Origin of the sequence: Buttiauxella sp. S19-1 (genome assembly GCF_022134725.1) — a bacterium.
Lineage (GTDB): Bacteria > Pseudomonadota > Gammaproteobacteria > Enterobacterales > Enterobacteriaceae > Buttiauxella > Buttiauxella ferragutiae.
The window spans coordinates 41178-63639 of the sequence record NZ_JAHWLU010000001.1 but is presented as its reverse complement, the minus strand read 5'-3'; the positions used below and the strand labels follow the sequence as shown (position 1 = coordinate 63639).

General features: G+C 51.7%; 16 protein-coding genes. 11 read left to right on the top strand and 5 right to left on the bottom strand.

From position 1 onward, the window contains the following. The first annotated feature begins 76 nt into the window (after nucleotides 1-76). From hrpB to fhuB, 7 genes are all read left to right on the top strand, one after another. Nucleotides 77-2509, top strand: coding sequence for an ATP-dependent helicase HrpB (gene hrpB, locus MES37_RS00275; RefSeq protein ID WP_237929863.1), 2433 nt, complete (start codon nucleotides 77-79; stop codon nucleotides 2507-2509). Between the two features lie 79 nt (nucleotides 2510-2588). Continuing rightward, a complete protein-coding gene (gene mrcB / locus MES37_RS00270) occupies nucleotides 2589-5141 on the top strand; it encodes a bifunctional glycosyl transferase/transpeptidase (protein ID WP_064539821.1) in 2553 nt (850 codons plus the stop codon). 155 nt (nucleotides 5142-5296) lie between these two features. Then, on the top strand, nucleotides 5297-6028 hold the full coding sequence (locus MES37_RS00265) for a hypothetical protein (RefSeq protein WP_064539819.1): 732 nt from the start codon (nucleotides 5297-5299) through the stop codon (nucleotides 6026-6028). A gap of 245 nt (nucleotides 6029-6273) precedes the next feature. After that, nucleotides 6274-8445, top strand: a complete 2172-nt coding sequence (gene fhuA / locus MES37_RS00260; protein ID WP_064539817.1) for a ferrichrome porin FhuA — start codon at nucleotides 6274-6276, stop codon at nucleotides 8443-8445. Nucleotides 8446-8492: 47 nt separating this feature from the next. After that, complete coding sequence (gene fhuC, locus MES37_RS00255; protein ID WP_237929860.1) at nucleotides 8493-9290, top strand: Fe3+-hydroxamate ABC transporter ATP-binding protein FhuC; 798 nt, start codon at nucleotides 8493-8495, stop codon at nucleotides 9288-9290. Beyond that, nucleotides 9290-10189 carry a Fe(3+)-hydroxamate ABC transporter substrate-binding protein FhuD gene (gene fhuD, locus MES37_RS00250; protein WP_237929858.1) on the top strand — a complete coding sequence of 300 codons (900 nt, stop codon included), beginning with the start codon at nucleotides 9290-9292 and terminating at the stop codon, nucleotides 10187-10189. The genes fhuC and fhuD overlap by 1 nt, the downstream gene beginning before the upstream one ends. Next, on the top strand, nucleotides 10186-12171 hold the full coding sequence (gene fhuB, locus MES37_RS00245) for a Fe(3+)-hydroxamate ABC transporter permease FhuB (RefSeq protein WP_133523117.1): 1986 nt from the start codon (nucleotides 10186-10188) through the stop codon (nucleotides 12169-12171). The genes fhuD and fhuB overlap by 4 nt, the downstream gene beginning before the upstream one ends. A gap of 26 nt (nucleotides 12172-12197) precedes the next feature. Here fhuB and MES37_RS00240 read toward each other — a convergent pair whose 3' ends face one another. Next, the gene (locus tag MES37_RS00240; protein WP_237929856.1) at nucleotides 12198-13124 is read right to left on the bottom strand and encodes a DUF7916 family protein; all 927 of its coding nucleotides are present in this window, start codon (nucleotides 13122-13124) and stop codon (nucleotides 12198-12200) included. Nucleotides 13125-13386: 262 nt separating this feature from the next. Between MES37_RS00240 and MES37_RS00235 the strand changes: the two genes are divergently transcribed. Next, a complete protein-coding gene (locus tag MES37_RS00235) occupies nucleotides 13387-15216 on the top strand; it encodes a hypothetical protein (RefSeq protein WP_121814281.1) in 1830 nt (609 codons plus the stop codon). A gap of 78 nt (nucleotides 15217-15294) precedes the next feature. Here MES37_RS00235 and hemL read toward each other — a convergent pair whose 3' ends face one another. Continuing rightward, the gene (gene hemL / locus MES37_RS00230; RefSeq protein WP_064539804.1) at nucleotides 15295-16575 is read right to left on the bottom strand and encodes a glutamate-1-semialdehyde 2,1-aminomutase; all 1281 of its coding nucleotides are present in this window, start codon (nucleotides 16573-16575) and stop codon (nucleotides 15295-15297) included. Nucleotides 16576-16714: 139 nt separating this feature from the next. On the opposite strand from hemL, the gene clcA reads away from it, so the two are divergent. Beyond that, nucleotides 16715-18136 (top strand): H(+)/Cl(-) exchange transporter ClcA, encoded by a 1422-nt coding sequence (gene clcA, locus MES37_RS00225; protein WP_064539802.1) that lies wholly within the window; start codon nucleotides 16715-16717, stop codon nucleotides 18134-18136. 81 nt (nucleotides 18137-18217) lie between these two features. Further along, entirely contained in the window at nucleotides 18218-18565 is a 348-nt protein-coding gene (gene erpA / locus MES37_RS00220) for an iron-sulfur cluster insertion protein ErpA (RefSeq protein ID WP_064539800.1), read from the top strand. A 139-nt stretch (nucleotides 18566-18704) separates the two neighbouring features. Here the strand turns inward: erpA and MES37_RS00215 are convergent, their stop codons facing one another. From MES37_RS00215 to mtnN, 3 genes are read right to left on the bottom strand one after another with little or no spacing between them, the layout of a single operon-like run. Beyond that, complete coding sequence (locus MES37_RS00215) at nucleotides 18705-19322, bottom strand: TRIC cation channel family protein (RefSeq protein WP_064539798.1); 618 nt, start codon at nucleotides 19320-19322, stop codon at nucleotides 18705-18707. 12 nt (nucleotides 19323-19334) lie between these two features. Then, nucleotides 19335-20141: a vitamin B12 ABC transporter substrate-binding protein BtuF gene (gene btuF, locus MES37_RS00210; RefSeq protein ID WP_064539796.1), complete on the bottom strand. Its 807-nt coding sequence runs from the start codon at nucleotides 20139-20141 to the stop codon at nucleotides 19335-19337. Beyond that, nucleotides 20134-20832, bottom strand: coding sequence for a 5'-methylthioadenosine/S-adenosylhomocysteine nucleosidase (mtnN, locus tag MES37_RS00205; RefSeq protein ID WP_064539794.1), 699 nt, complete (start codon nucleotides 20830-20832; stop codon nucleotides 20134-20136). The genes btuF and mtnN overlap by 8 nt, the downstream gene beginning before the upstream one ends. A 78-nt stretch (nucleotides 20833-20910) precedes the next feature. Between mtnN and dgt the strand changes: the two genes are divergently transcribed. After that, nucleotides 20911-22425, top strand: a complete 1515-nt coding sequence (gene dgt / locus MES37_RS00200) for a dGTPase (RefSeq protein WP_237929854.1) — start codon at nucleotides 20911-20913, stop codon at nucleotides 22423-22425. Nucleotides 22426-22462 lie beyond the last annotated feature (37 nt).

Here is a 22462-nt window from a genome sequence, read left to right as displayed (position 1 = left end):
AATGGTGGATTCTCGGGTATAGATTCATGTGATGCTACACTAGCGAACTTTGCATCATACCCTTTTGGAGCCGTTTGTGTCGTCATTACCGGTTGCTGCCGTGCTGCCCGATATTCTTAGCGCATTGAAAAACGCGCCGCAGGTTTTACTGAGTGCGCCGACAGGTGCCGGTAAATCGACGTGGCTGCCGTTGCAGATTTTACAGCAGGCCAATTTAGGCGGTCGAATTCTGTTGCTGGAGCCACGCCGCCTGGCGGCACGGAACGTCGCACAGCGCCTTGCAGAATTATTAGGCGAAAAACCGGGTGAAACCGTCGGTTACCGAATGCGTGCCGAAACCTGCGTCGGGCCAAATACCCAACTCGAAGTGGTCACCGAGGGCATTCTGACACGCATGATCCAGCACGATCCTGAGCTGGAAGGCGTGACGCTGGTGATCCTCGATGAATTTCACGAACGCAGCCTGCAAGCCGACCTGGCGCTGGCATTATTACTTGATGTGCAGCAAGGGCTACGCGACGATCTCAAACTGCTGATTATGTCGGCAACGCTGGATAATTCGCGCCTCCAGCAGTGTTTGCCTGACGCGCCGGTTATCAGTTCTCAAGGGCGCGCATTTCCTGTGGAACGCCGTTACAGCCCGCTTTCCACAAACCTTCGTGTTGATGAAGCGGTGGCGATTGCCGTGGCGAATTTGCTGCGTGAAGAATCTGGATCGCTGCTGCTGTTTTTGCCGGGCGTGGGGGAAATCCAGCGAGTTGGGCAGCAACTGCAAGAGCGCGTGGCGAGTGACGTTCAGCTTTGCCCGTTATACGGCGCATTACCGTTGAGCGAACAGCGTAAAGCTATTTTACCGGCGGCAAACGGCATGCGCAAAGTGGTGCTGGCGACCAACATTGCCGAAACCAGTCTCACCATCGAAGGCATTCGCCTGGTGGTGGATACCGCGCAAGAACGGGTGGCGCGCTTTGATGTGCGCACTGGCTTAACGCGGCTTATCACACAGCGCATTAGCCAGGCGTCGATGATCCAACGCGCCGGGCGAGCGGGGCGTCTGGAGGCGGGGATCTGCCTGCATCTGACCAGCGCTGAACAGGCAGAACGCGCAGCTGCACAAAGCGAGCCGGAAATCCTGCAAAGCGACCTCTCCGGTTTGTTACTCGATTTGCTGCAATGGGGATGTCAGGACCCACAGCAACTGAGCTGGCTTGATACGCCGTCTGCTGTCAATCTTGCTGCTGCGCGAACATTGCTACGCCAGCTTAATGCGCTGGATGAACAACACCGGCTCACGCCCATTGGCCAAAAAATGGCGAATCTCGGTAACGATCCACGCCTCGCTGCGGTGTTGGTCAACGCCAAAACGCCTGATGAACAAGCTACGGCGGCACGTATTGTCGCGATTCTGGAAGAGCCGCCACGTGGCCAGGACAGTGATTTACGAAACGCGTTTAGCCGCCGCCAGGATAACTGGCAACAACGCAGCGCTCAGTTGCTCAAACGGCTTAATAGCCGTGGTGGAGAAGTGGATTTCGCTCTTGCCGCCCCGTTACTGGCGCAAGCTTTTCCCGACCGTATTGCTCGCCGTCGTGGTCAGGATGGTCGCTACCAGTTAGCCAACGGTATGGGGGCGATGCTTAATCAGGACGATCCTTTAACGCGTTATGAATGGCTGTTAGCACCGTTGTTATTGCAGGGAAGTAACACGCCTGATGCGCGAATCTTGCAGGCTATTCCGCTGGATATTGACGCACTGACTGCGCAATGCCCGATGTTGCTGACGCAAAGCGACTCCGTGGAATGGGACGAAACGCAAGGTACTTTAAAAGCGTTTCGCCGCAGCCAGATTGGCAAGCTAATTCTGAAAGTTCAGCCGCTGGCGAAACCTTCCGAAGACGAATTGCATCAAGCGATGCTCAATGGCATTCGCGAAAAAGGGCTGTCGGTATTGAACTGGTCAGCGCATGCGCAACAGTTTCGTTTGCGCCTGGCATGTGCGGCAAAATGGTTGCCGGAACTTGCCTGGCCTGATGTTTCGGACGATGCTTTGCTGCGTGATTTAGACAGCTGGTTATTACCTGAACTGCATGGTGTACACTCGCTGCGGGCATTAAAAAACATTGATGTCACACGTGCGTTACACAATTTGCTCGACTGGAACGCGCGTGCACGTCTGGATAGTGCGTTGCCAACTCATTACACTGTGCCGACTGGCAGCCAGATAGCCATTCGCTATGATGATGAAAACCCGCCAGTTCTTGCTGTTCGTATGCAGGAGATGTTTGGCGAAGCGCGGACGCCAGTAATTGCTGAAGGCCGTGTGCCACTGGTTCTGGAACTGCTCTCCCCGGCACAGCGGCCACTACAGATAACGCGTGATTTAACCGCTTTCTGGAACGGAGCCTACCGGGAAGTGCAAAAAGAGATGAAAGGACGTTATCCAAAACACGTCTGGCCGGATTCGCCAGCAGACGCGCAGCCCACGCGGCGCACTAAAAAGTACCAATAACTTTGAGAGATTTCCTCTTCCGACCAGAGCGGAAGAAAGGAGAATCAGGCGATGCGCCTTATTTTTGGTGGAGAAAGCAATGGCGGGGAATGACCGCGAACCGATTGGACGTAAAGGTAAACCTTCACGTCCTGTAAAAGAGAAAGTAAGCCGCCGTCGAGTCCGTGAAGAGGAATACGACGCGGATTACGATGATGATTATGATGACGAGGAGCCGATGCCGCCACGCAAAGGAAAAGGCAGCGGCAATGGCCGTCCGCCACGTAAAAAGCGCCGCTGGTTGTGGTTCTTAGTCAAACTGTTTGTTGTCTTTGTCGTGTTGTTCGTGATCTACGGCGTCTATCTTGACCAGAAGATCCGTGCCCGTATTGATGGCAAGGTCTGGCAACTGCCGGCAGCAGTGTATGGCCGTATGGTGAACCTTGAGCCAGACATGCCGTACAGCAAAAAAGAGATGGTCAACCTGCTGGAAGCCACGCAGTACCGTCAGGTGACGAAGATGACGCGTCCTGGTGAGTTTACAGTGCAGGGTAACAGCATCGAAATGATCCGCCGTCCGTTTGATTTCCCTGACAGTAAAGAAGGGCAGATCCGCGCACGTCTGGTGTTTGATAATGATCATCTGGAATCGATTCAGAACATGGATAGTAACCGCAGCTTCGGTTTCTTCCGTCTGGATCCACGTTTGATCACCATGTTGTCTTCACCGAACGGTGAGCAGCGTCTTTTCGTCCCACGCACCGGCTTCCCGGATTTGTTGGTTGATACGCTGATTGCTACCGAAGACCGCCATTTCTATGAACACGATGGCATCAGTTTGTACTCCATCGGTCGTGCGATGCTGGCGAACTTAACCGCGGGTCGCACCGTGCAGGGCGCAAGTACGCTGACGCAACAGTTGGTGAAAAACCTGTTCCTGTCGAGCGAGCGCTCTTACTGGCGTAAAGCGAACGAAGCGTACATGGCGCTGATCATGGACGCCCGTTACGGCAAAGATCGCATCCTTGAGCTGTATCTGAACGAGGTGTATCTCGGCCAGAGCGGCGATAACGAAATTCGCGGTTTCCCGCTGGCGAGCCTGTACTACTTTGGTCGTCCGGTTGAAGAGCTGAGCCTTGACCAGCAAGCGTTGCTGGTGGGGATGGTGAAAGGGGCGTCGATTTACAACCCGTGGCGTAACCCAAAACTGGCGCTGGAACGTCGTAACCTGGTGTTGCGCTTACTGCAAGAGCAGAAGGTGATCGACCAGGAACTTTACGACATGCTGAGCGCCCGTCCTCTGGGTGTGCAACCGCGCGGTGGCGTGATTTCGCCACAGCCTGCTTTTATGCAGATGGTGCGTAACGAGCTTCAGACTAAGCTTGGTGACAAAGTTAAAGACCTGTCTGGCGTGAAGATCTTCACCACGTTTGATTCCGTTTCCCAGGATGCGGCAGAGAAAGCGGTAAGCGAAGGGGTTCCGGTACTGCGTGCCTCTCGTAAGCTCAAAGATCTCGAAGCGGCTATGGTGATTGTTGACCGTTCGACCGGCGAAGTTCGTGCCATGGTCGGCGGGGCAGAAACGCAATTTGCCGGCTTTAACCGTGCGATGCAGGCTCGTCGTTCCATCGGTTCTCTGGCAAAACCAGCGACTTATCTGACGGCGTTAAGCCAGCCGGATTCGTACCGCCTGAATACCTGGATTACCGATGCGCCAATCGCGCTGAAACAGCCAAACGGACAAGTGTGGTCGCCGCAAAACGATGACCGTCGCTACAGTGAGAGCGGTAAGGTCATGTTAGTGGATGCGCTGACGCGTTCGATGAACGTGCCAACCGTAAATCTGGGGATGGCGTTGGGCTTGCCAGCCGTAACCGACACCTGGGTCAAACTCGGCGTGCCGCAGAACCAATTGCATCCGGTTCCGGCTATGTTGCTGGGCGCGCTGAACCTGACGCCAATCGAAGTAGCGCAGGCATTCCAGACCATCGCCAGCGGCGGTAACCGTGCAACGCTTTCTGCATTGCGTTCGGTGATTGCTGAAGACGGCACCGTGCTATATCAAAGCTTCCCGCAGGCGGAACAGGCAGTTCCTCCGCAGGCAGCCTACATGACGCTGTTTACCATGCAGCAGGTTATGGCTCGTGGTACCGGGCGTGCGTTGGGTGGCAAGTATCCGAACCTGCATCTGGCAGGGAAAACGGGTACCACCAACGATAATGTGGATACCTGGTTTGCCGGTATTGATGGCAAAGAAGTGGCGATTACTTGGGTAGGGCGTGACAACAACCAGCCGACCAAACTATATGGTGCGAGCGGGGCGATGTCGCTGTATCAACGTTATCTGGCTAACCAGACGCCAATTCCGCTGGTGCTGAACCCACCGGAAGACATTGTTGATATGGGTGTTGATAGCGCGGGTTACTTCCAGTGTGGTGGCGGTGGGGATCGCGTCCTTCCTGTCTGGACGACCAATCCGGATGGATTGTGCCAGCAAAGCCAGCAGGCCGAGCAGACCAATAATCCATTTAATCAGTCGCAGCAGCAGCAGCCTCAACAGCAGCCGCAGCAACAGCAGCAACAACCTCAGCAGCAGCCTGAATCCAGTGATGGTGTTGCCGGTTGGATTAAGGATATGTTCGGCGGGAATTAATTGCTGAACGTCCTTGTGTGCCACCTTTTAGAATAATAATCTAACGGGTGGCATATATTTTTCTTAATTATTTATTTCCTGTCTGCCTCTTGTGAAGAATGCTCTAATGTTTTGTTGAATGCTTAAAATTTCACAGTACAAGACAGGAAAGTCAGATGGACAGCAAAACATTTCAAAAAATAGTATTACCACATCTCACCGAAGCCATGCTTTTTACCCGTTCCAGGTTATCTCTAAAATCATCTAATAAGTTTTATCCAGATAAAAATATGATTGAAAAGTGGATGTTGACGAATCCGCAAAAATATCGGCTGCATACCCTTGGCGGGGACAAGATGCGCAGCGCGGCGGTTTCTGCACAGCGCAAACTCAAGCTATCTTCCAGGCAACTGTACCAAAAAGTTGAAAATGATTACCGCAATGGAGTGCAGAACGCAGGCAATTGTGGGGAAAATGCCCGAATCGCTTTTTGCTATCTCACCGATCGTATTAGCAAGCTTGAACGGAAGGTCGGGTGCCCAATCCTTATATTACAAATTTTCCTTCAACATCCCGTGGATCACTGTCTGGTATTAGTCGGCACACTACCTCGTCGCGGCAGTCGGAAATTAATTGAGAACACATTAATATGTGATCCATGGGCGAAAATCGTTTGCCCAATAGCGCATTACTCCCTCGAATGGAAAATGAAAATGAATAAATGGTCCAATCGTGGGCTTATGGGGAAATGTGTCGAAGGTACGTTTGACCCTTTTTACGATGAATGTTCTCGCGAGAGTATTCGCGTGGGTAAATTTATTATTTTTGAGCAAACCGCTGCTGGGAAAACACTCGCTTCAAAAAATAAACAGCATTATTCATTGATAGACAGAAGCGCGATTTCCTGAACCACTCGCATTAGCCATTCGGTCACGTTGCTGACAGCGTGATCGGGATGTGTCATTCATGCCTGGTTTTCTCTGTTTGTGAGTCCTTTTTCACTCCTTGCACTTTGTATGGTTATTTTTTATCCCCCTGGTCCCCCAGGGGGTGTGATCCGCTTGCCATGCACTTTCCGTTTCGTCTATTATTCTGCGGCATAATAATAATTCTCGTTTTCGTTATCATTCGTTACTTCATCAGAGATAATACAATGGCGCGCTTAAGAACTGGACAACCAGTCAATACCTCAATTCGCAAACTTGCATTCTTTGTTGCTGCCGCTGTAAGCGGTGTCAGTGCATCAAGTTTTGCAGCAGACAACACAACAGCTAAAGAAGATACCATCACCGTTTCCGCCAGTGTTGCTGACGAAAGCGCGTGGGGCCCGTCTCCAACGATTGCCGCTAAACGCACGGCAACCGCGACCAAAACTGATACGCCAATTGAAAAGACTCCACAGTCTATTTCGATTGTGACTCGTGAAGAGATGGATACTCACCAGCCAGCTTCCGTGAAAGAAGCGTTGGGCTACACGCCAGGTATCACCGTTTCTACCCGTGGTGCATCCGACACCTATGACGCGGTGAAAATTCGTGGTTTCGGTTCGGTTAACCAGAACAACTATTTAGATGGCCTGAAACTTCAGGGCGACTTCTATAACGAAGTGATCATCGACCCGTACATGCTTGAGCGCGTGGAATTAATGCGTGGCCCAACTTCCGTGCTGTACGGAAAAAGCAGTCCAGGCGGTATTATCACGATGGTAAGCAAGCGTCCAACCACTGAACCGCTGAAAGAAGTTCAGTTCAAGATGGGCACTGACAATCTGTGGCAAACCGGTTTCGACTTCAGTGATTCACTGGATGATGCAGGCGTTTATTCTTATCGTCTGACTGGTGTGGCGCGTTCTAACGACGACCAGCAACAATTCTCCAAACAGAAACGTTATGCGATTGCTCCGTCATTCACCTGGCGTCCTGACGATAAAACTAATTTCACGTTCTTAGCGAACCTGCAAGACACTCCAGAGACGGGTTATTACGGTTGGTTGCCGAAAGAAGGTACCGTTGAGCCGTTGCCAGATGGTTCTTATCTGCCGACTGATTTCAACGAAGGTGTTCCAAATAACACCTACTCGTTGTCCCATAAAATGGTCGGTTATACCTTTGACCATGAGTTCAACGACACTTTCACCGTGCGTCAGAACCTGCGTTATGTTGAGTCTAAAACCAATCAGAAAAGCGTTTACGGCACTGGCGTAGACTCTTCAGGTTATATGCTGACTCGCGGCACTGTTGTGGATAACGAAAAGCTGCACAACTTTGCTGTTGATACTCAAGTGCAAAGTAATTTTGCGACCGGTGACGTGGCACACACCTTGCTGACTGGTGTTGATTTCCAGCAGATGCGTAACGATGTGAACGCCACCTTCGGCAGCGCTCCGCCACTGGATTTGTATAACCCAGTGTACGAAAACTACGATTTTGGCGATGCAGACCCGTATCAGCAAAACAAACAGAAACAGACCGGCATCTACATTCAGGATCAAGCTGAGTGGAACAAGTTTGTTCTGACCGTCGGTGGCCGTTACGACTGGCTGAAACAGTCAACTCTCGCTTACCAGGCGAATAACTACACCGAGCGTGACGATAGCGAATTCACTGGCCGTGCGGGTCTGAACTACCTGTTCGATAACGGTGTGTCTCCGTACATCAGCTACAGCGAATCTTTCGAGCCAAACTCAGGTGCAGATTTCTACGGCAACACCTTCAAACCGTCTAAAGGCCGTCAGTACGAAGCGGGCGTGAAGTATGTGCCGAAGGATATGGCGGTGGTGATTACTGGTGCGATTTATCAGCTGACTAAGTCTGATAACCTGATGTCCGACCCAGATACTTCCCATGGTTTCTCCTCCATTCAGGGCGGTGAAATTCGTTCTCGCGGCGTAGAACTCGAAGCGAAAGCGGCGGTGAATGCCAACATCAACGTGACGGCTTCTTACACCTACACCGATGCGGAATACACCACTGACACCAACTACAAAGGCAACACGCCTGAGCAGGTGCCAGAGCACATGGCTTCACTGTGGGGTGATTATACCTTCAATGAAGGCTCGCTGACCGGTCTGACTATCGGTACCGGTGGTCGCTTCATCGGCTCCAGCTACGGCGACCCGGCTAACAGCTTCAAAGTGGGTAGTGCTGCGGTTCTGGATGCGGTGGTTAAATATGACCTCGGACGTTTCGGTATGAATGGTTCAAGCGTGGCGGTGAATGTGAACAACCTGCTTGATCGTGAATACGTTGCCAGCTGCTTCGCCACTTATGGCTGCTTCTGGGGCGCTGAGCGCCAGGTTGTTGCGACTGCTACATTCCGCTTCTAAGTGTATTCGGGCACGGTTCGCCGTGCCCATCAACAAAGTTGGCTACCATGCAGGACAAACACCTTCATCCCGATACCACGTTTAGCCTCTCAGACGTTACCTTTCGCGTACCCGGCCGCACGCTTCTTCACCCTCTCTCGATAACCTTTCCCGTTGGCAAAGTCACCGGCCTGATTGGGCACAATGGCTCGGGGAAATCGACATTGCTGAAAATGCTTGGCCGTCATCAAAAGCCTTCTGATGGGGAAATTCAGCTCAACAATCAACCGTTAGATAGCTGGAGCAGCAAGGAATTTGCGTGCAAAGTCGCGTATTTACCGCAGCAACTTCCGGCGGCAGAAGGGATGACGGTGCGTGAGTTGGTGGCGATTGGTCGTTATCCGTGGCATGGCGCGCTGGGGCGTTTCGGCGCGGCAGACCGTGAATTGGTTGAAGAGGCAATTACGCTGGTGGGGTTGAAACCTTTTGCGCATCGTCTGGTGGATAGTCTTTCTGGTGGCGAGCGCCAACGGGCGTGGATTGCTATGTTAGTGGCGCAGGACAGCCGCTGTTTGCTGCTTGATGAACCCACGTCGGCACTGGACATTGCCCATCAGGTTGACGTGCTGGCGCTTATCCATCGTCTGAGCCAGGAACGCGGTCTGACGGTGATTGCTGTGCTGCATGATATCAATATGGCCGCTCGCTATTGCGACCACCTGGTGGCACTGCGCGGTGGTGAAATGATTGCCCAGGGTAGCCCGGCTGACCTGATGCAAAGCGCAACGCTGGAGAAGATTTACGGAATTCCAATGGGCATTCTGCCTCATCCTGCGGGTGCCGCTCCGGTGAGCTTTGTTTACTGATGCCTGAACTAATCAATCCTTTGTTGAGTCGTCGTCAGTTGCTCACTGCTCTGGCACTCTCGCCGCTATTGCTCAAAATGGGTAATGCACAGGCGGCAACCATTGACCCTCAGCGTATTGTGGCGCTGGAGTGGTTGCCCGTAGAACTGATGCTGGCGCTGGGAATCAAGCCTTACGCCATGGCGGACATTAAAAATTACCAGGCGTGGGTCGGCGAACCGAAATTGCCGGATGGCATTATTGAAGTCGGCCTGCGCACTGAACCCAATCTTGAACTCCTGACACAGCTGAAACCTTCACTGATTCTCTATTCTGCAGGCTATGGCCCACAGCCTGAAAAAATGGCGCGTATCGCTCCGGGATTAGGTTTTAGCTTTAACGACGGTTCCGGAAAACCGCTGACCGTAGCGCGCCAGTCGCTGATTGAACTGGGCGAGAAACTGGGCATGCAGCAAGCGGCTCGTGACCACTTGCAGAAATTCGACCAATTTATTGAGCAGATGAAACCGCGCTTTGCCGCACGTGGTGAAAAACCTGTGTTGCTGATGACGTTATTAGATTCCCGCCATGCGCTGGTGCTCGGCAAAAACAGCCTGTTCCAGCAAGTGATGGACTTACTCGGTGTGAAAAATGCCTGGTCTGGGGAAACCAATTTCTGGGGCAGCGCGGTGGTGGGGCTTGAACGTCTCGCTGAAGTCAAAGACGCCGACGTTATCTGCTTTGATCACAATAACGACGCTGAAATGGAGCGTGTGATGGCGACACCATTATGGAAGGCGATGCCTTTTGTGCGCCAGCAGCGTTTCCAGCGAGTCCCGCCAGTCTGGCTTTACGGGGCGACACTCTCTGCGATGAGTTTCACCAACACGCTGGCTAAAGCGATAGGGAGCGACGCGTGAAACATCGTTATGCCTTGTTCCCGGCGATACTGTTATCGCTGCTGTTTGTGGTTGCCTGCGCGCTAACACTACACAACCTCAACGCACAACTGCCTGCTGCCCAGTGGAGTGCGGCCTGGTGGCAGCCCAACATTGATAACATCAACCAGATGTTATTCCACTACAGCTCGCTTCCACGCCTTGCTATCTCGCTGTTAGTGGGCGCGGGGCTGGGGTTAGTGGGCGTGCTTTTCCAGCAAGTGCTGCGAAATCCACTTGCCGAACCGACCACCCTGGGCGTGGCCAGTGGTGCACAGTTAGGTGTCACCGTTGCTACGTTGTGGGCGTTGCCGGGTGGGTTTGTTACCCAACAGTTCGCGGCATTAGTCGGGGCAGGCGTTGTTGGTTTGCTGGTGTTTGGTGTCGCCTGGGGCAAGCGGTTATCGCCGGTCACGCTGATCCTCGCCGGTCTGGTGCTGAGCCTGTACTGCGGCGCGGTAAATCAGCTATTAGCGATTTTCCATCACGACCAATTGCAGAACATGTTCCTGTGGAGCACCGGTTCGCTGAACCAGCAAGACTGGGACATCGTCAACGGCCTGTGGCCGCGCCTGGTGGGTGGTTTATTGCTGACATTGCTGTTGTTGCGCCCGCTAACCCTGATGGGGCTTGACGATGGTGTGGCGCGAAATCTTGGTCTGGCACTTTCGATGGTGCGCCTCGCCACACTAGTGCTGGCGATTGCCATCAGTGCGCTGCTGGTGAATGCGGTTGGGATTATTGGCTTTATCGGCCTGTTCGCGCCGTTGCTGGCGAAGATGCTCGGCGCGCGTCGCCTGGTGGCGCGTTTGTTCCTCGCTCCGCTTATTGGCGCGTTGATCTTGTGGTTGTCGGATCAGTCGGTTATCTGGCTGACGAGCGTGTGGCGTGAAATTTCGACCGGTACCGTGACCGCGCTGATTGGTGCACCGTTGCTGCTGTGGTTGCTGCCGCGCCTGCGTACCGTCGGCACGCCTGCGATGAATCAGGGCGACAACGTTCCGGCTGAACGCCAGCATTTGGGCTGGTGGGCGTTAATCGGCAGCGGGGTGTTAGCGCTGGTGATTGTCACTGCGCTGACGCTGGGGCGTGACGTACATGGCTGGAACTGGGTGAGCGGTTCGTTATTCCATGATTTGTTGCAGTGGCGTTGGCCGCGAGTATTAGCCGCGTTGACGGCAGGTATGATGTTGGCGGTTGCCGGTAGCGTTATCCAGCGCCTGACGGGTAATGCGATGGCCAGCCCGGAAGTGTTAGGTATCAGTTCCGGTGCCGCATTTGGCGTAGTGGTGATGCTGTTTATCGTGCCAGGCAATGCTTTCGGTTGGTTATTCCCTGCGGGGAGCCTGGGAGCGGCGGTCACATTACTGGTGATTATGGTCACTGCCAGCCGTGGCGGTTTTTCCCCGCAACGTATGTTGCTGGCCGGGATGGCGCTGAGCACCGCATTTACCATGTTGCTGATGTTACTGATGGCGAGTGGTGACCCGCGCATGGCTGGCATTCTAACCTGGATTTCTGGTTCAACCTATAACGTGACCGGCGATCAGGCGGTCAGAACGTTAATCCTGATGGTGATTTTGTTTGCCCTGACGCCGCTGTGCCGCCGTTGGTTGATGATTCTGCCGCTAGGTGGGGCAACCGCGCGTGCCATTGGTATGGCGTTGACACCATCACGCTTTGCGCTGTTATTACTAGCCGCCACGTTGACGGCAGCAGCAACCATGACCGTCGGCCCGCTGAGTTTTGTTGGCTTAATGGCACCGCATATCGCGCGCATGCTGGGATTCCGCCGTGCGATGCCGCAACTGATCATGTCGGCGTTGTTAGGTGGTATGTTGATGGTGGCAGCGGATTGGTGTGGAAGGATGATTCTGTTCCCCGATCAGGTTCCGGCGGGGTTGTTGGCGACCTTTATCGGCGCGCCTTATTTCGTTTATTTACTGCGTAAGCAGAGCCGTTGATAGGGTCTATAACGGCCCTGTCTGTATCAGCGATTGACGGACCTTGCGATACGCGTGTAGGTATGACGAACACCGCGGATAGCGATGCTGTAGGTGCGAATATTTTCGGGTATGGCTATCCCGGTGTAACCGGTATCTCCAATGTGGTGTAAGTCCGTTCCGGCCATTTTACTCATCAGTGCAATTTGACGTACCGTTTCAGCGTCTGCACCTTCTTGCGAGGTACCAATTGCGGTCATGGTCATCGCGCCCATTTGATGTGCCAGATCGATAAGCTTTTGCGCATACTCGAGCGTTATTCCTGGTACAGTTCCGGGGGCGGGCAACAAAATAATATCGGCACCTTTTTGGATGAATTTCTCTACATCGTCTGGCGTTATCAGCTTTTGAGAGCCAGAGGGTAAGATCCCCGCAGAGTGCATTTTTCCTGCTATCAGCACCATATCCTCACCTAATTCAGCACGTATTTCCTGCAAACTTTCAGCGATCGCTTCATTGCTGATGCCGTTGCCTGGGTTTCCCGTCAGCACAATAAATCCGACGCCCATTTCATGGAGACGGCGTGCATTAGCAGCGGTAGCAAAACGCCCCTGACGCATCATCCAAAGCTCTCCGTGTGTTGCAGAAAAACCCTTATCTACTGCTTCCAGATTAACGCCAATTATCCGCCCGGTTAGATGCTGCAATTTGCGGATGACATCCTCGGGCGGGGTATCGGCAGGCATTCCTGCAATTTTTGGATTTTCAATATCGAACAGGTTGAGCAATAAAAGATCTGCCCCTTGGCTGGCAGCGAGTTCAGCATTGGTGACCGAGGTCAGTAACGGTGCGACGGTGACAATGGTTTCACTCACCAGAATACGGCCTTCGCAGGCCCTGAGAGAAAACAGTAAATCGGTACGGGAAAGATCCATCAAATCTGAGGCATTACAATCCAGATATCTTTTATACATTTTAATTTCCTTCCAAGAGGTGAATTTTTATGACGACCTGGTTCTTATAATGAAGAGTTTATTTACGTTGCAAAATATCATGATTAAAAATGTGGCTGATATCACTACTCTTTAGCATTTGTAGCTAACAGATGAATGCTGCAGCCGCCTAGAATAGATATCAAAGTTAAATTTATTCCATCAATGAATTAAGTTAAACCTATCATTTAGGTCAATGATATTGGTTGGGATTTATATTAAGTGATGTATTAGAAGGGAACTCATGATTACTGCAACTGTAAAAAAATATATAAGCAATCCTTCCGCTAAATTAATTATTGTTAGCTACTCACCAACCGGGGGTGGGCATACTGCACGTTTACTCAATATTATTTCGATGGCGCTAGAAAAAAAATCAATCCCCGAAGATAGCATCGTTATGTTTCATGTCCCCTGTCCCTGGGAAGGTACGCCACGCTCCCCTTTAGTCGCAAATCTTGCAAAGACACTCATCAATCGCCAAATTAATGTCTGGATAGCTGAGTCAGATAAATCTATCTATGGATATCTGAATAAAGAGACGGGGGGATCAGATGATGCCAGCATTCTCCAGCATATCACGCGCTTTCCTCAACGCAATGTCACGCCCCAATCCGCCAGAAAGGATGATAGCCAGAAAACGATCACAGAACTTACGCAATGTGTTTCTTTCCAAACTGATGAAGATTGTAAGAATTTGCCCATTATTTCAGCAAAGAATCTGATGAATAGCATGGCGGCTACATTTGGGCGTGAAATTATGGCGGAGCGTTGTTATGTTTTGACTGATATGGACCCCTATTTGCAGAAAGCGGCACAGGCTGCGGGGGTTCCAGGGAAACGATGCCTGGATCAACAAAATCATGCAATTTTACTGAATCTTAATGATAGCCAGCTCAACATATTGCCTAAATATGCTCTGTTATCAAAAGTATTAGGTGGATACGGTGAGCAAATCTCGCATATTGATTTAGGTGGGCGTAATACGCTGGTGAGTATCAGTAATATTACTGAACGTCTTGGTATATTAAGTGGAACACCCAAATATATTGCCAGGCTAAAAATTGCTGATTTATTATTGTCACATGCGCTTCCTGCAGAAAAAATTAAAGAAAAATTAGCGGATGCTAATCGTCCCTTTTCTGGTGTGATGGCGGGTTCTTTAGTGCAGCATGGTGGCGATGCCCAAAATATTGTTTATGTTTATGCACATAAGAAAACAAATATAGTAGCACGTTGTGTCAATGAACGAATGTGTGCCAATGATCCCCTTTTTCAGAGCATAATATTCTTATTTTGCGGGCCGGGAGCTGCGGGTGATTTTAATGCCATGCATCTGGCTTATATTGCCGATGCTGATGGTATTACTACCGCTGGGGCGGGTACGATTGGCGAATTTGCCTATTTACGGAAACAGGCGGGATGTGGTTCACGCTTGTTGGTCTTACCTATTGAAGGTCACAACGAGCAAGAGAAGAATGCCGATGTGATTTCTGAAGACAACGAAATCAAAGCTTTTGTGGTACGTACACTTGCAACCGAACAGCTTTCTGATTCGCTTCTGCGTTTTGTTAGCGATCAGCCTAAAACGCGTGAAGCACCGTGCACCATGAACGAATTCATTACCGCAATTAGCGATCAAAATAGCTATGTGCGGCAGGCTTATGATCGGTTGTTTAACAATGATATCGCCATCAATTTCAAAAATATTGAGCAAGTTGAGCAGATTATGAATCGAAGCCCATTGCTGAAAGCCACACGTAAATATTTGAAACTCGTCTTCCAGGCACTTAATGCGACCGAGAAAGAAGCCAACAGCAGTATCCAGGTTATGTTACAGCAAGGCATGTCACATACTTTTAGCAATGTGAAAGAACTGAACAACACGCTACTAAGCTCTATGCGTCTGGCGCAAATGATTGGACTGAAGGAGGCAGAAGATGCGGATCGATTGCCGTTACTTAGCGAAGTAAGGAGGCACTTTTCAGCGCTGGCGGGAGGAGGTAAACCTTCAGTCAGTCAATCGACAAAACTTAAGGAAGAATTTGGTGAGTTTATGGTAACTGGGTTCTGATATTGCTGCATTGAAACTACGTGATAACCACTTTCGTAGGGCGATAGCTCGCCCTACGAACCTATTTTGCAATCAGCGTTACAGTTTTGCGAATGCCCGACGCGCAGCGTCGATAGTCTTCTGAATATCTTCTTTCGAATGGGCAACTGACATAAAGCCTGCTTCAAACGCAGACGGTGCCAGGTAAACACCTTCTTCCAGCATTAAGTGGAAGAACTTTTTAAAGCGTTCAACGTCACACGCCATCACATCCTGATAGCACGTTACGCTCTCGGCATCGGTGAAGAACAAACCAAACATCCCCCCAACATTATTCACCACCAGTGGGATATTTTCGGCAATCGCTGCATTCAACAAGCCATCAGCCAGCATTTCGGTCAGTTCGGTCAACGTCTGGTGAATGCCCGGTTGTGCGACTTCTGTCAGGCAAGCGTAGCCTGCAGCCATGGCAATTGGGTTACCGGAAAGTGTTCCCGCTTGATAAACCGGTCCGGTTGGTGCCAGCGCATCCATAATTTCACGACGGCCACCGAATGCTCCGACAGGCATGCCACCACCGATGATTTTGCCCAGACAGGTTAAGTCAGGCTCCACGCCGTAGTAAGACTGTGCGCCAGCCAGCGCGACACGGAAGCCAGTCATCACTTCATCGATAATAAACAGTGCGCCAAACTCATCGCACAACGCGCGCAGGCCTGGCAGGAAATCATCGTTTGGCGGAATGCAGTTCATGTTGCCGGCAACCGGCTCAACGATAATACAAGCGATGTCTTGCGGATATTGCTCGAACGCGGCGCGCACCGAGGCGAGATCGTTATAGGTACAGGTGAGGGTATGTTTGGCGAAATCAGCCGGAACGCCCGGTGAATTTGGCTGGCCAAGGGTCAGGGCGCCAGAACCGGCTTTCACCAGCAGGCAATCGGCGTGACCGTGATAGCAGCCTTCGAATTTGATGATTTTATCGCGCCCGGTGAAACCACGCGCCAGACGAATCGCGCTCATGGTGGCTTCTGTACCGGAGTTCACCATGCGAACCATGTCCATTGTTGGAACCAGTTCGGTGACCAGTTCCGCCATTTTTACTTCCATCTCCGTCGGCGCACCAAAGCTTAACCCACGCTCAACAGCTTCAATAACCGCGTTGCGAATCGCCGGATGGTTATGGCCGAGAACCATTGGCCCCCATGAACCTACGTAATCGATATAGGCTTTGCCGTCTGCGTCAAACAGGTAAGCCCCGTCAGCACGTTCGATAAACAACGGCACACCGCCGACGCCGGTGAAAGCACGAACTGGCGAGTTCACCCCACCCGGGATGACTTTACGTGCGGCAGCGTACAGGTTTTCAGACTTACTCATGGAGCGGCTCCTGGATTCGTATAAAGAATGGCAACGCACTATTCTAAGGGAAACCGCCGACGTTATGAAAGTATTGCCCAAACGCGTCGAGGGAGTAGAATGCCCGCTCGATTTGTATTACCAATAAATGATTAGCCTAATGAATCACTCCCAGCCCTCTTTTGAAGCACAACAGGTTGTGCGCTTACGCCGGGGCGACATGGTGCGTCGCCTGATTCGACAGGATAAAACCCCTGTCGCTATTCTTTTTATGGCCGCGATAGTAGGGACGTTAACCGGTTTAGTGGGGGTCGCGTTTGAAAAATCAGTGACCTGGATTCAACAAAATCGCCTGGCGATGCTGGCGCATGTGGCAGATTACAGCGTGATCGTCTGGCCACTGGCATTCATCAGTTCAATGCTTTTGGCGATGATCGGCTACTATCTGGTGCGTCGTTTTGCGCCGGAAGCAGGCGGTTCAGGCATCCCTGAAATTGAAGGTGCGCTTGAAGAGTTGCGCCCGGTTCGCTGGTGGCGTGTCATACCGGTGAAATTCATCGGCGGTATGGGGACGCTCGGCGCGGGCATGGTGCTGGGCCGCGAAGGGCCAACAGTACAACTTGGCGGGAATATCGGCCGTATGGTGCTGGATATTTTCCGTCTGCGCGGTGCTGAAGCTCGCCATTCACTGTTAGCCACCGGTGCGGCTGCTGGTTTATCCGCGGCGTTTAACGCTCCGCTGGCGGGCATTTTGTTCATCATCGAAGAGATGCGCCCGCAGTTCCGCTACAACCTCATTTCGATCAAAGCCGTGTTTATCGGCGTGATTATGTCGAGCGTCGTGTTCCGTATTTTTAACGGTGAAAATGCGGTTATTGAAGTCGAGAAACTTTCTAACGCGCCGGTTAACACACTGTGGCTTTATCTGGTGCTCGGCATGGTATTTGGCATTGTCGGCGTCATGTTTAATGCGATGGTGTTTCGCACTCAGGATATGTTCCAGCGTATTCATGGCGGCAACCTCAAAAAATGGGTGATCATCGGTGGCCTGTTGGGCGGTGTTTGCGGTGTGTTAGGTCTCATTCAGCCCGCAGCAGCCGGTGGCGGTTTTAACTTGATCCCTATTGCTGCGGCGGGTAACTACACCATCGGCATGCTGCTATTTATTTTTATTGCCCGGGTGATTACCACATTGTTGTGCTTCGCATCTGGTGCGCCGGGTGGGATCTTTGCGCCAATGTTGGCACTGGGCACATTGCTGGGTACGGCTTTCGGTGCCGCTAGTGTCGCCTGGTTCCCGGCCTATCATCTTGAAGTGGGAACATTTGCCATTGCTGGTATGGGCGCATTATTTGCGGCTTCCGTGCGTGCACCACTGACGGGAATTGTGCTGGTTCTGGAAATGACTGACAATTATCAGCTCATTCTGCCAATGATTATTACCTGCCTGGGCGCGACACTATTGGCACAATTCCTGGGTGGAAAACCGCTATACTCCTCGATCCTTGCGCGTACGCTTGCCAAACAAGACGCCGAAAAGCACAGCAAAGAGCAGCAAAACCCGGTCGGGGAGAATACTTGAACGATTTACTCGGGTATTAGATAATGGCGCTAAAGATCGGGTTATTCTTTGCCCGACTTCTTATTTCGTTGGGAGCAAAAAATGAGTGATGACGTAGCAGTGCTGCCGTTGCAGTTTACCGAAGCCGCAGCCAATAAAGTAAAAACCCTGATCGCGGATGAAGAAAACCCGAATCTGAAACTGCGCGTTTACATCACCGGTGGTGGTTGCAGCGGCTTCCAGTATGGTTTTACTTTTGATGACCAGATCAACGACGGCGATATGACTATCGAGAAGCAAGGCGTTGCACTGGTTGTTGACCCGATGAGCCTGCAATATCTGGTAGGTGGCGCGGTGGATTACACCGAAGGTCTGGAAGGTTCCCGCTTTGTGGTGACCAACCCGAACGCCAAGAGCACCTGCGGGTGTGGTTCATCTTTCAGCGTTTAAAGACATCGTTCTTTTGTAGGTCGGATAAGCGAAGCGCCATCCGACAAAAATGGTGGATGACGCTAACGCTTATCCACCCTACAAAACCTGTTTAGCTATCCGAAGCCGTGTTTTCTAACACGGCTTTTTTATGTCTAAATTACCGGTCATCCAGCGCAAACGTCGGCAGTTTTAAGTGCCAGCGAATGGCAGCCAGACGAATCCCTAGCGTGACCACCATGCCAATCATACTGGCCTGGTCTAGCGGGACGTGGAAGGTGTGATAGGCGGTGGCATGAACGATACCGCCTGCAATACAGGCTGTCGCGTAGATTTCGGTGCGCAGAATCATCGGGATTTCACGCGCTAAAACGTCACGAATGATCCCGCCACCAACGCCAGTGAGCACGCCCATGCAGATAGCAATCAGCGGGCTGGCGCCCGCCAGAAATGCTTTATTTACCCCAATCCCGACAAACACTGCAAGACCGACCGCATCCAGTACCGGTAAAATCCATTTTGGCAGGCGACGCGGCTGGCGTATTAACAGGATAGTGAGTAAACAGGTCACCATCGCGACTACTAAGTCGGTCGGGTCTTTAACCCAAAATACCGGGCCGTTATCCAGAGCCATATCGCGTATTGTCCCACCGCCCACAGCTGTCACTACGCCCAGCACCAGTACACCGAACGGGTCCATACGGAGTTTTCCAGCTAACAACACGCCGGATATGGCAAAGACGGCTGTGCCTATGATGTCCAGCCAATAGACAAGCATGTGAGATTACCCTCATTGTTCATTGTTATTCAGCTCCTTACAGAGCTGTTTTGCGGCGAGGATAATACGTGGGCTCGAGCGACTAAACCAGTCATCATTCACTGCGATAACCGGAATTTTTAACTGGGTATTCCAAAATTGTTCAACCGGAGGAATCTGGGTCTCATCGCCGGTAATAATAATAGCCTGGGGACGCCGACTAATCACTTGTTCGCGGCTCACCTGTGGCCAGGGAACCCGGCTGTCCGCAAAGATATTTTGCCCGCCACAGACTTCCAGAATTTCGTTCTGAATCGAACCTTTTCCTGAAGTAAATAACGGTTGCTGACCAAATTGCAGGAATACTTTTTTCTTCGGGTGTTGAGAGTACTGGGCTTTTAACTCAGCAAATTCTTTTGCCAGCCGATCTGCGGCGTCCTGGGCAGTTTGTGGTGTTGGGCTGAATTGGCCAAGTTGACGCAGTGCGGCAACCACACCTTCAACGGTTGTTGGATCAAGCCAAATGACTTTAATCCCCAGTGCCTGCATTTGATTGACTTGCCGTTCGGCATTACCGCCACGCCATGCCAGCACTACATCGGGTTTAAGTGCCACGATACGTTCGAGGTTCATCCCCTGCCAGTTAGAGACTTGCTCAAGTTTTTTGGCCGCATCCGGATAATTCGACCACGCGCTGACCGCCACAGGGGTAATTCCCGCAGCGTACGCCAGCTCAGTATTACTGGGCGACAATGAGATAACCCGCGGCGCTGCAATCAGCAACGCCGGGAGGCAACACAGCAGCGCGGTGAGCCCGCGCCAGATTTTTTTATTATGCACGAGCCAGTTTCTGTACCAGTTTTTCAACCATCAGCGTGGACTGCTTCGCCGCTACGGCAAGGAACTCGTCAAAGCTCAGGTGAGATTGTTGGTCGGCGACGTCGGAAATCGCGCGAACTACCACAAATGGTGTACCGAAATTATGGCAAACGTGCGCAACGGCGGTCGCTTCCATTTCAACGGCTACAGCCTGCGGGAAGTTATGTTGGATCTTTGCCAATGCCACAGAACCATTAATAAAGGCATCACCGCTGACCACCAGGCCACGTACTGCATTCAGGTTCAGCTCGGCAATGCACTCTTCAGCCGCAGCAATCAGTTTGGCGTCGGCGGCGAAACCTGCCGGGCAACCTGGCAATTGACCATATTCATAGCCGAAAGCGGTAACGTCTGCGTCGTGGTAACGTACTTCATCGGAAACCACGATATCGCCTACTTTGAGCGTGGATGCGAGACCACCCGCAGAGCCAGTGTTAATCACAACATCTGGTTTGCAATGCTCAAGCAGAAGCGTTGCGCCCATGGCTGCTGCCACTTTACCGATGCCTGATTTCAACAATGCGACTTCAACGCCGTCCAGTGTGCCGGTGTAGATTTCACACCCAGCCAGCGTCAGAGTTTGACGGTTTTCAATTTTGTCACGCAGCAACGTAACTTCTTCTTCCATTGCACCAATAATGCCTGCTTTCATAGTGATACTCGCTAAAGTAATAAATCAGTCGCATAGTCTACCATGACAAACCGCAGAGAAAACGGCGCAGGAGAGGGCATGAGTGAGATAGATTTCCGCAAGAAAATTAACTGGCACCGCCGTTTCCGCTCGCCAGAAGGGCAGAAAAGCGAGCATGAGATCCTGCGAATTTTTGAAAGCGATCGCGGGCGTATCGTGAATTCCCCGGCGATTCGCCGCTTGCAGCAGAAAACACAAGTCTTCCCCCTGGAGCGTAATGCTTCGGTGCGTACGCGTTTAACGCATTCAATGGAAGTGCAGCAGGTCGGGCGCTATATCGCCAAAGAAGTGTTGAGCCGCTTGAAAGAGCAGCAAGCGCTTGAGCGCTACGGGCTGCATGAACTGACCGGCCCGTTTGAAAGTATTGTCGAAATGGCCTGCCTGATGCACGACATCGGTAACCCGCCGTTTGGTCATTTTGGGGAATCGGCAATAAATGACTGGTTCCGCCAGCGTTTGTTTCCTGCTGATGCCGGGAGCCAGCCACGCAGCGATGATCGTTGCCGTGTGGCGACGTTGCGTCTGCACGAAGGCGAAGATCAACTGAACGGTTTGCGCCGTAAGGTCCGCCAGGATCTCTGCCAGTTTGAGGGCAATGCTCAGGGCATTCGTCTGGTACACAGTCTGCTGCGTATGAATCTGACCTGGGCGCAGGTTGGCTGCATCCTCAAATATACCCGTCCCGCCTGGTTTGTTGGTGAGCCTCCAGAAAGCCATGCCTATCTGATGAAGAAGCCGGGTTTTTATCTTTCCGAAGAATCGTACATTGTGCGTTTGCGTAGCGAACTTGAACTCGGTGAGTACAGCCGTTTTCCACTGACGTGGATAATGGAAGCGGCTGACGACATCTCTTATTGCGTGGCGGATCTCGAAGATGCCGTTGAGAAGCGCATTTTCAGTGTTGATCAACTTTACCAGCACTTATGTGACGCCTGGGGCGAGCATCGCGAGGGGGATCTTTTCGAACGCGTGGTGAATGAAGCCTGGGAGAAATCCCGCTCAAACCAGATGCGCCGCAGCACCGAAGATCAGTTCTTTATGTATCTGCGCGTCAACACGCTAAATCAATTGGTGCCGTATGCCGCCCAGCGTTTTATCGATAACCTGGCTGAGATCTTTCGTGGGGAGTTTAATCACGCGCTTCTTGAAGATGACAGCCCATTTGCGCGCCTGTTGGAGTTATATAAACAAGTGGCGTTCAAACACGTGTTTAGCCACCCGGAGGTTGAGCAGTTAGAGTTACAGGGTTATCGGGTAATAAGCGGCTTACTTGATATTTACAGTCCCTTACTCAATATATCCCTTGAGGATTTTGCTGAGTTGGTGGAAAAGGAAAGTTTACGCCGTTTGCCGATTGAGAGTCGGTTATTCCATAAATTATCGACAAAACATCGGCTTGCTTACATAGAGGCAGTCAATGATTTGACGCCGTCGGCCAGTGATTTTCCGGTATGGGAATATTACTACCGCTGCCGCCTGATTCAGGATTATATCAGTGGAATGACGGACTTATTCGCCTGGGATGAATATCGTCGTCTGATGGCTGTGGAGTAATGGAGTCGCTGAGTTTTGTAAAGACGGACAATAAACT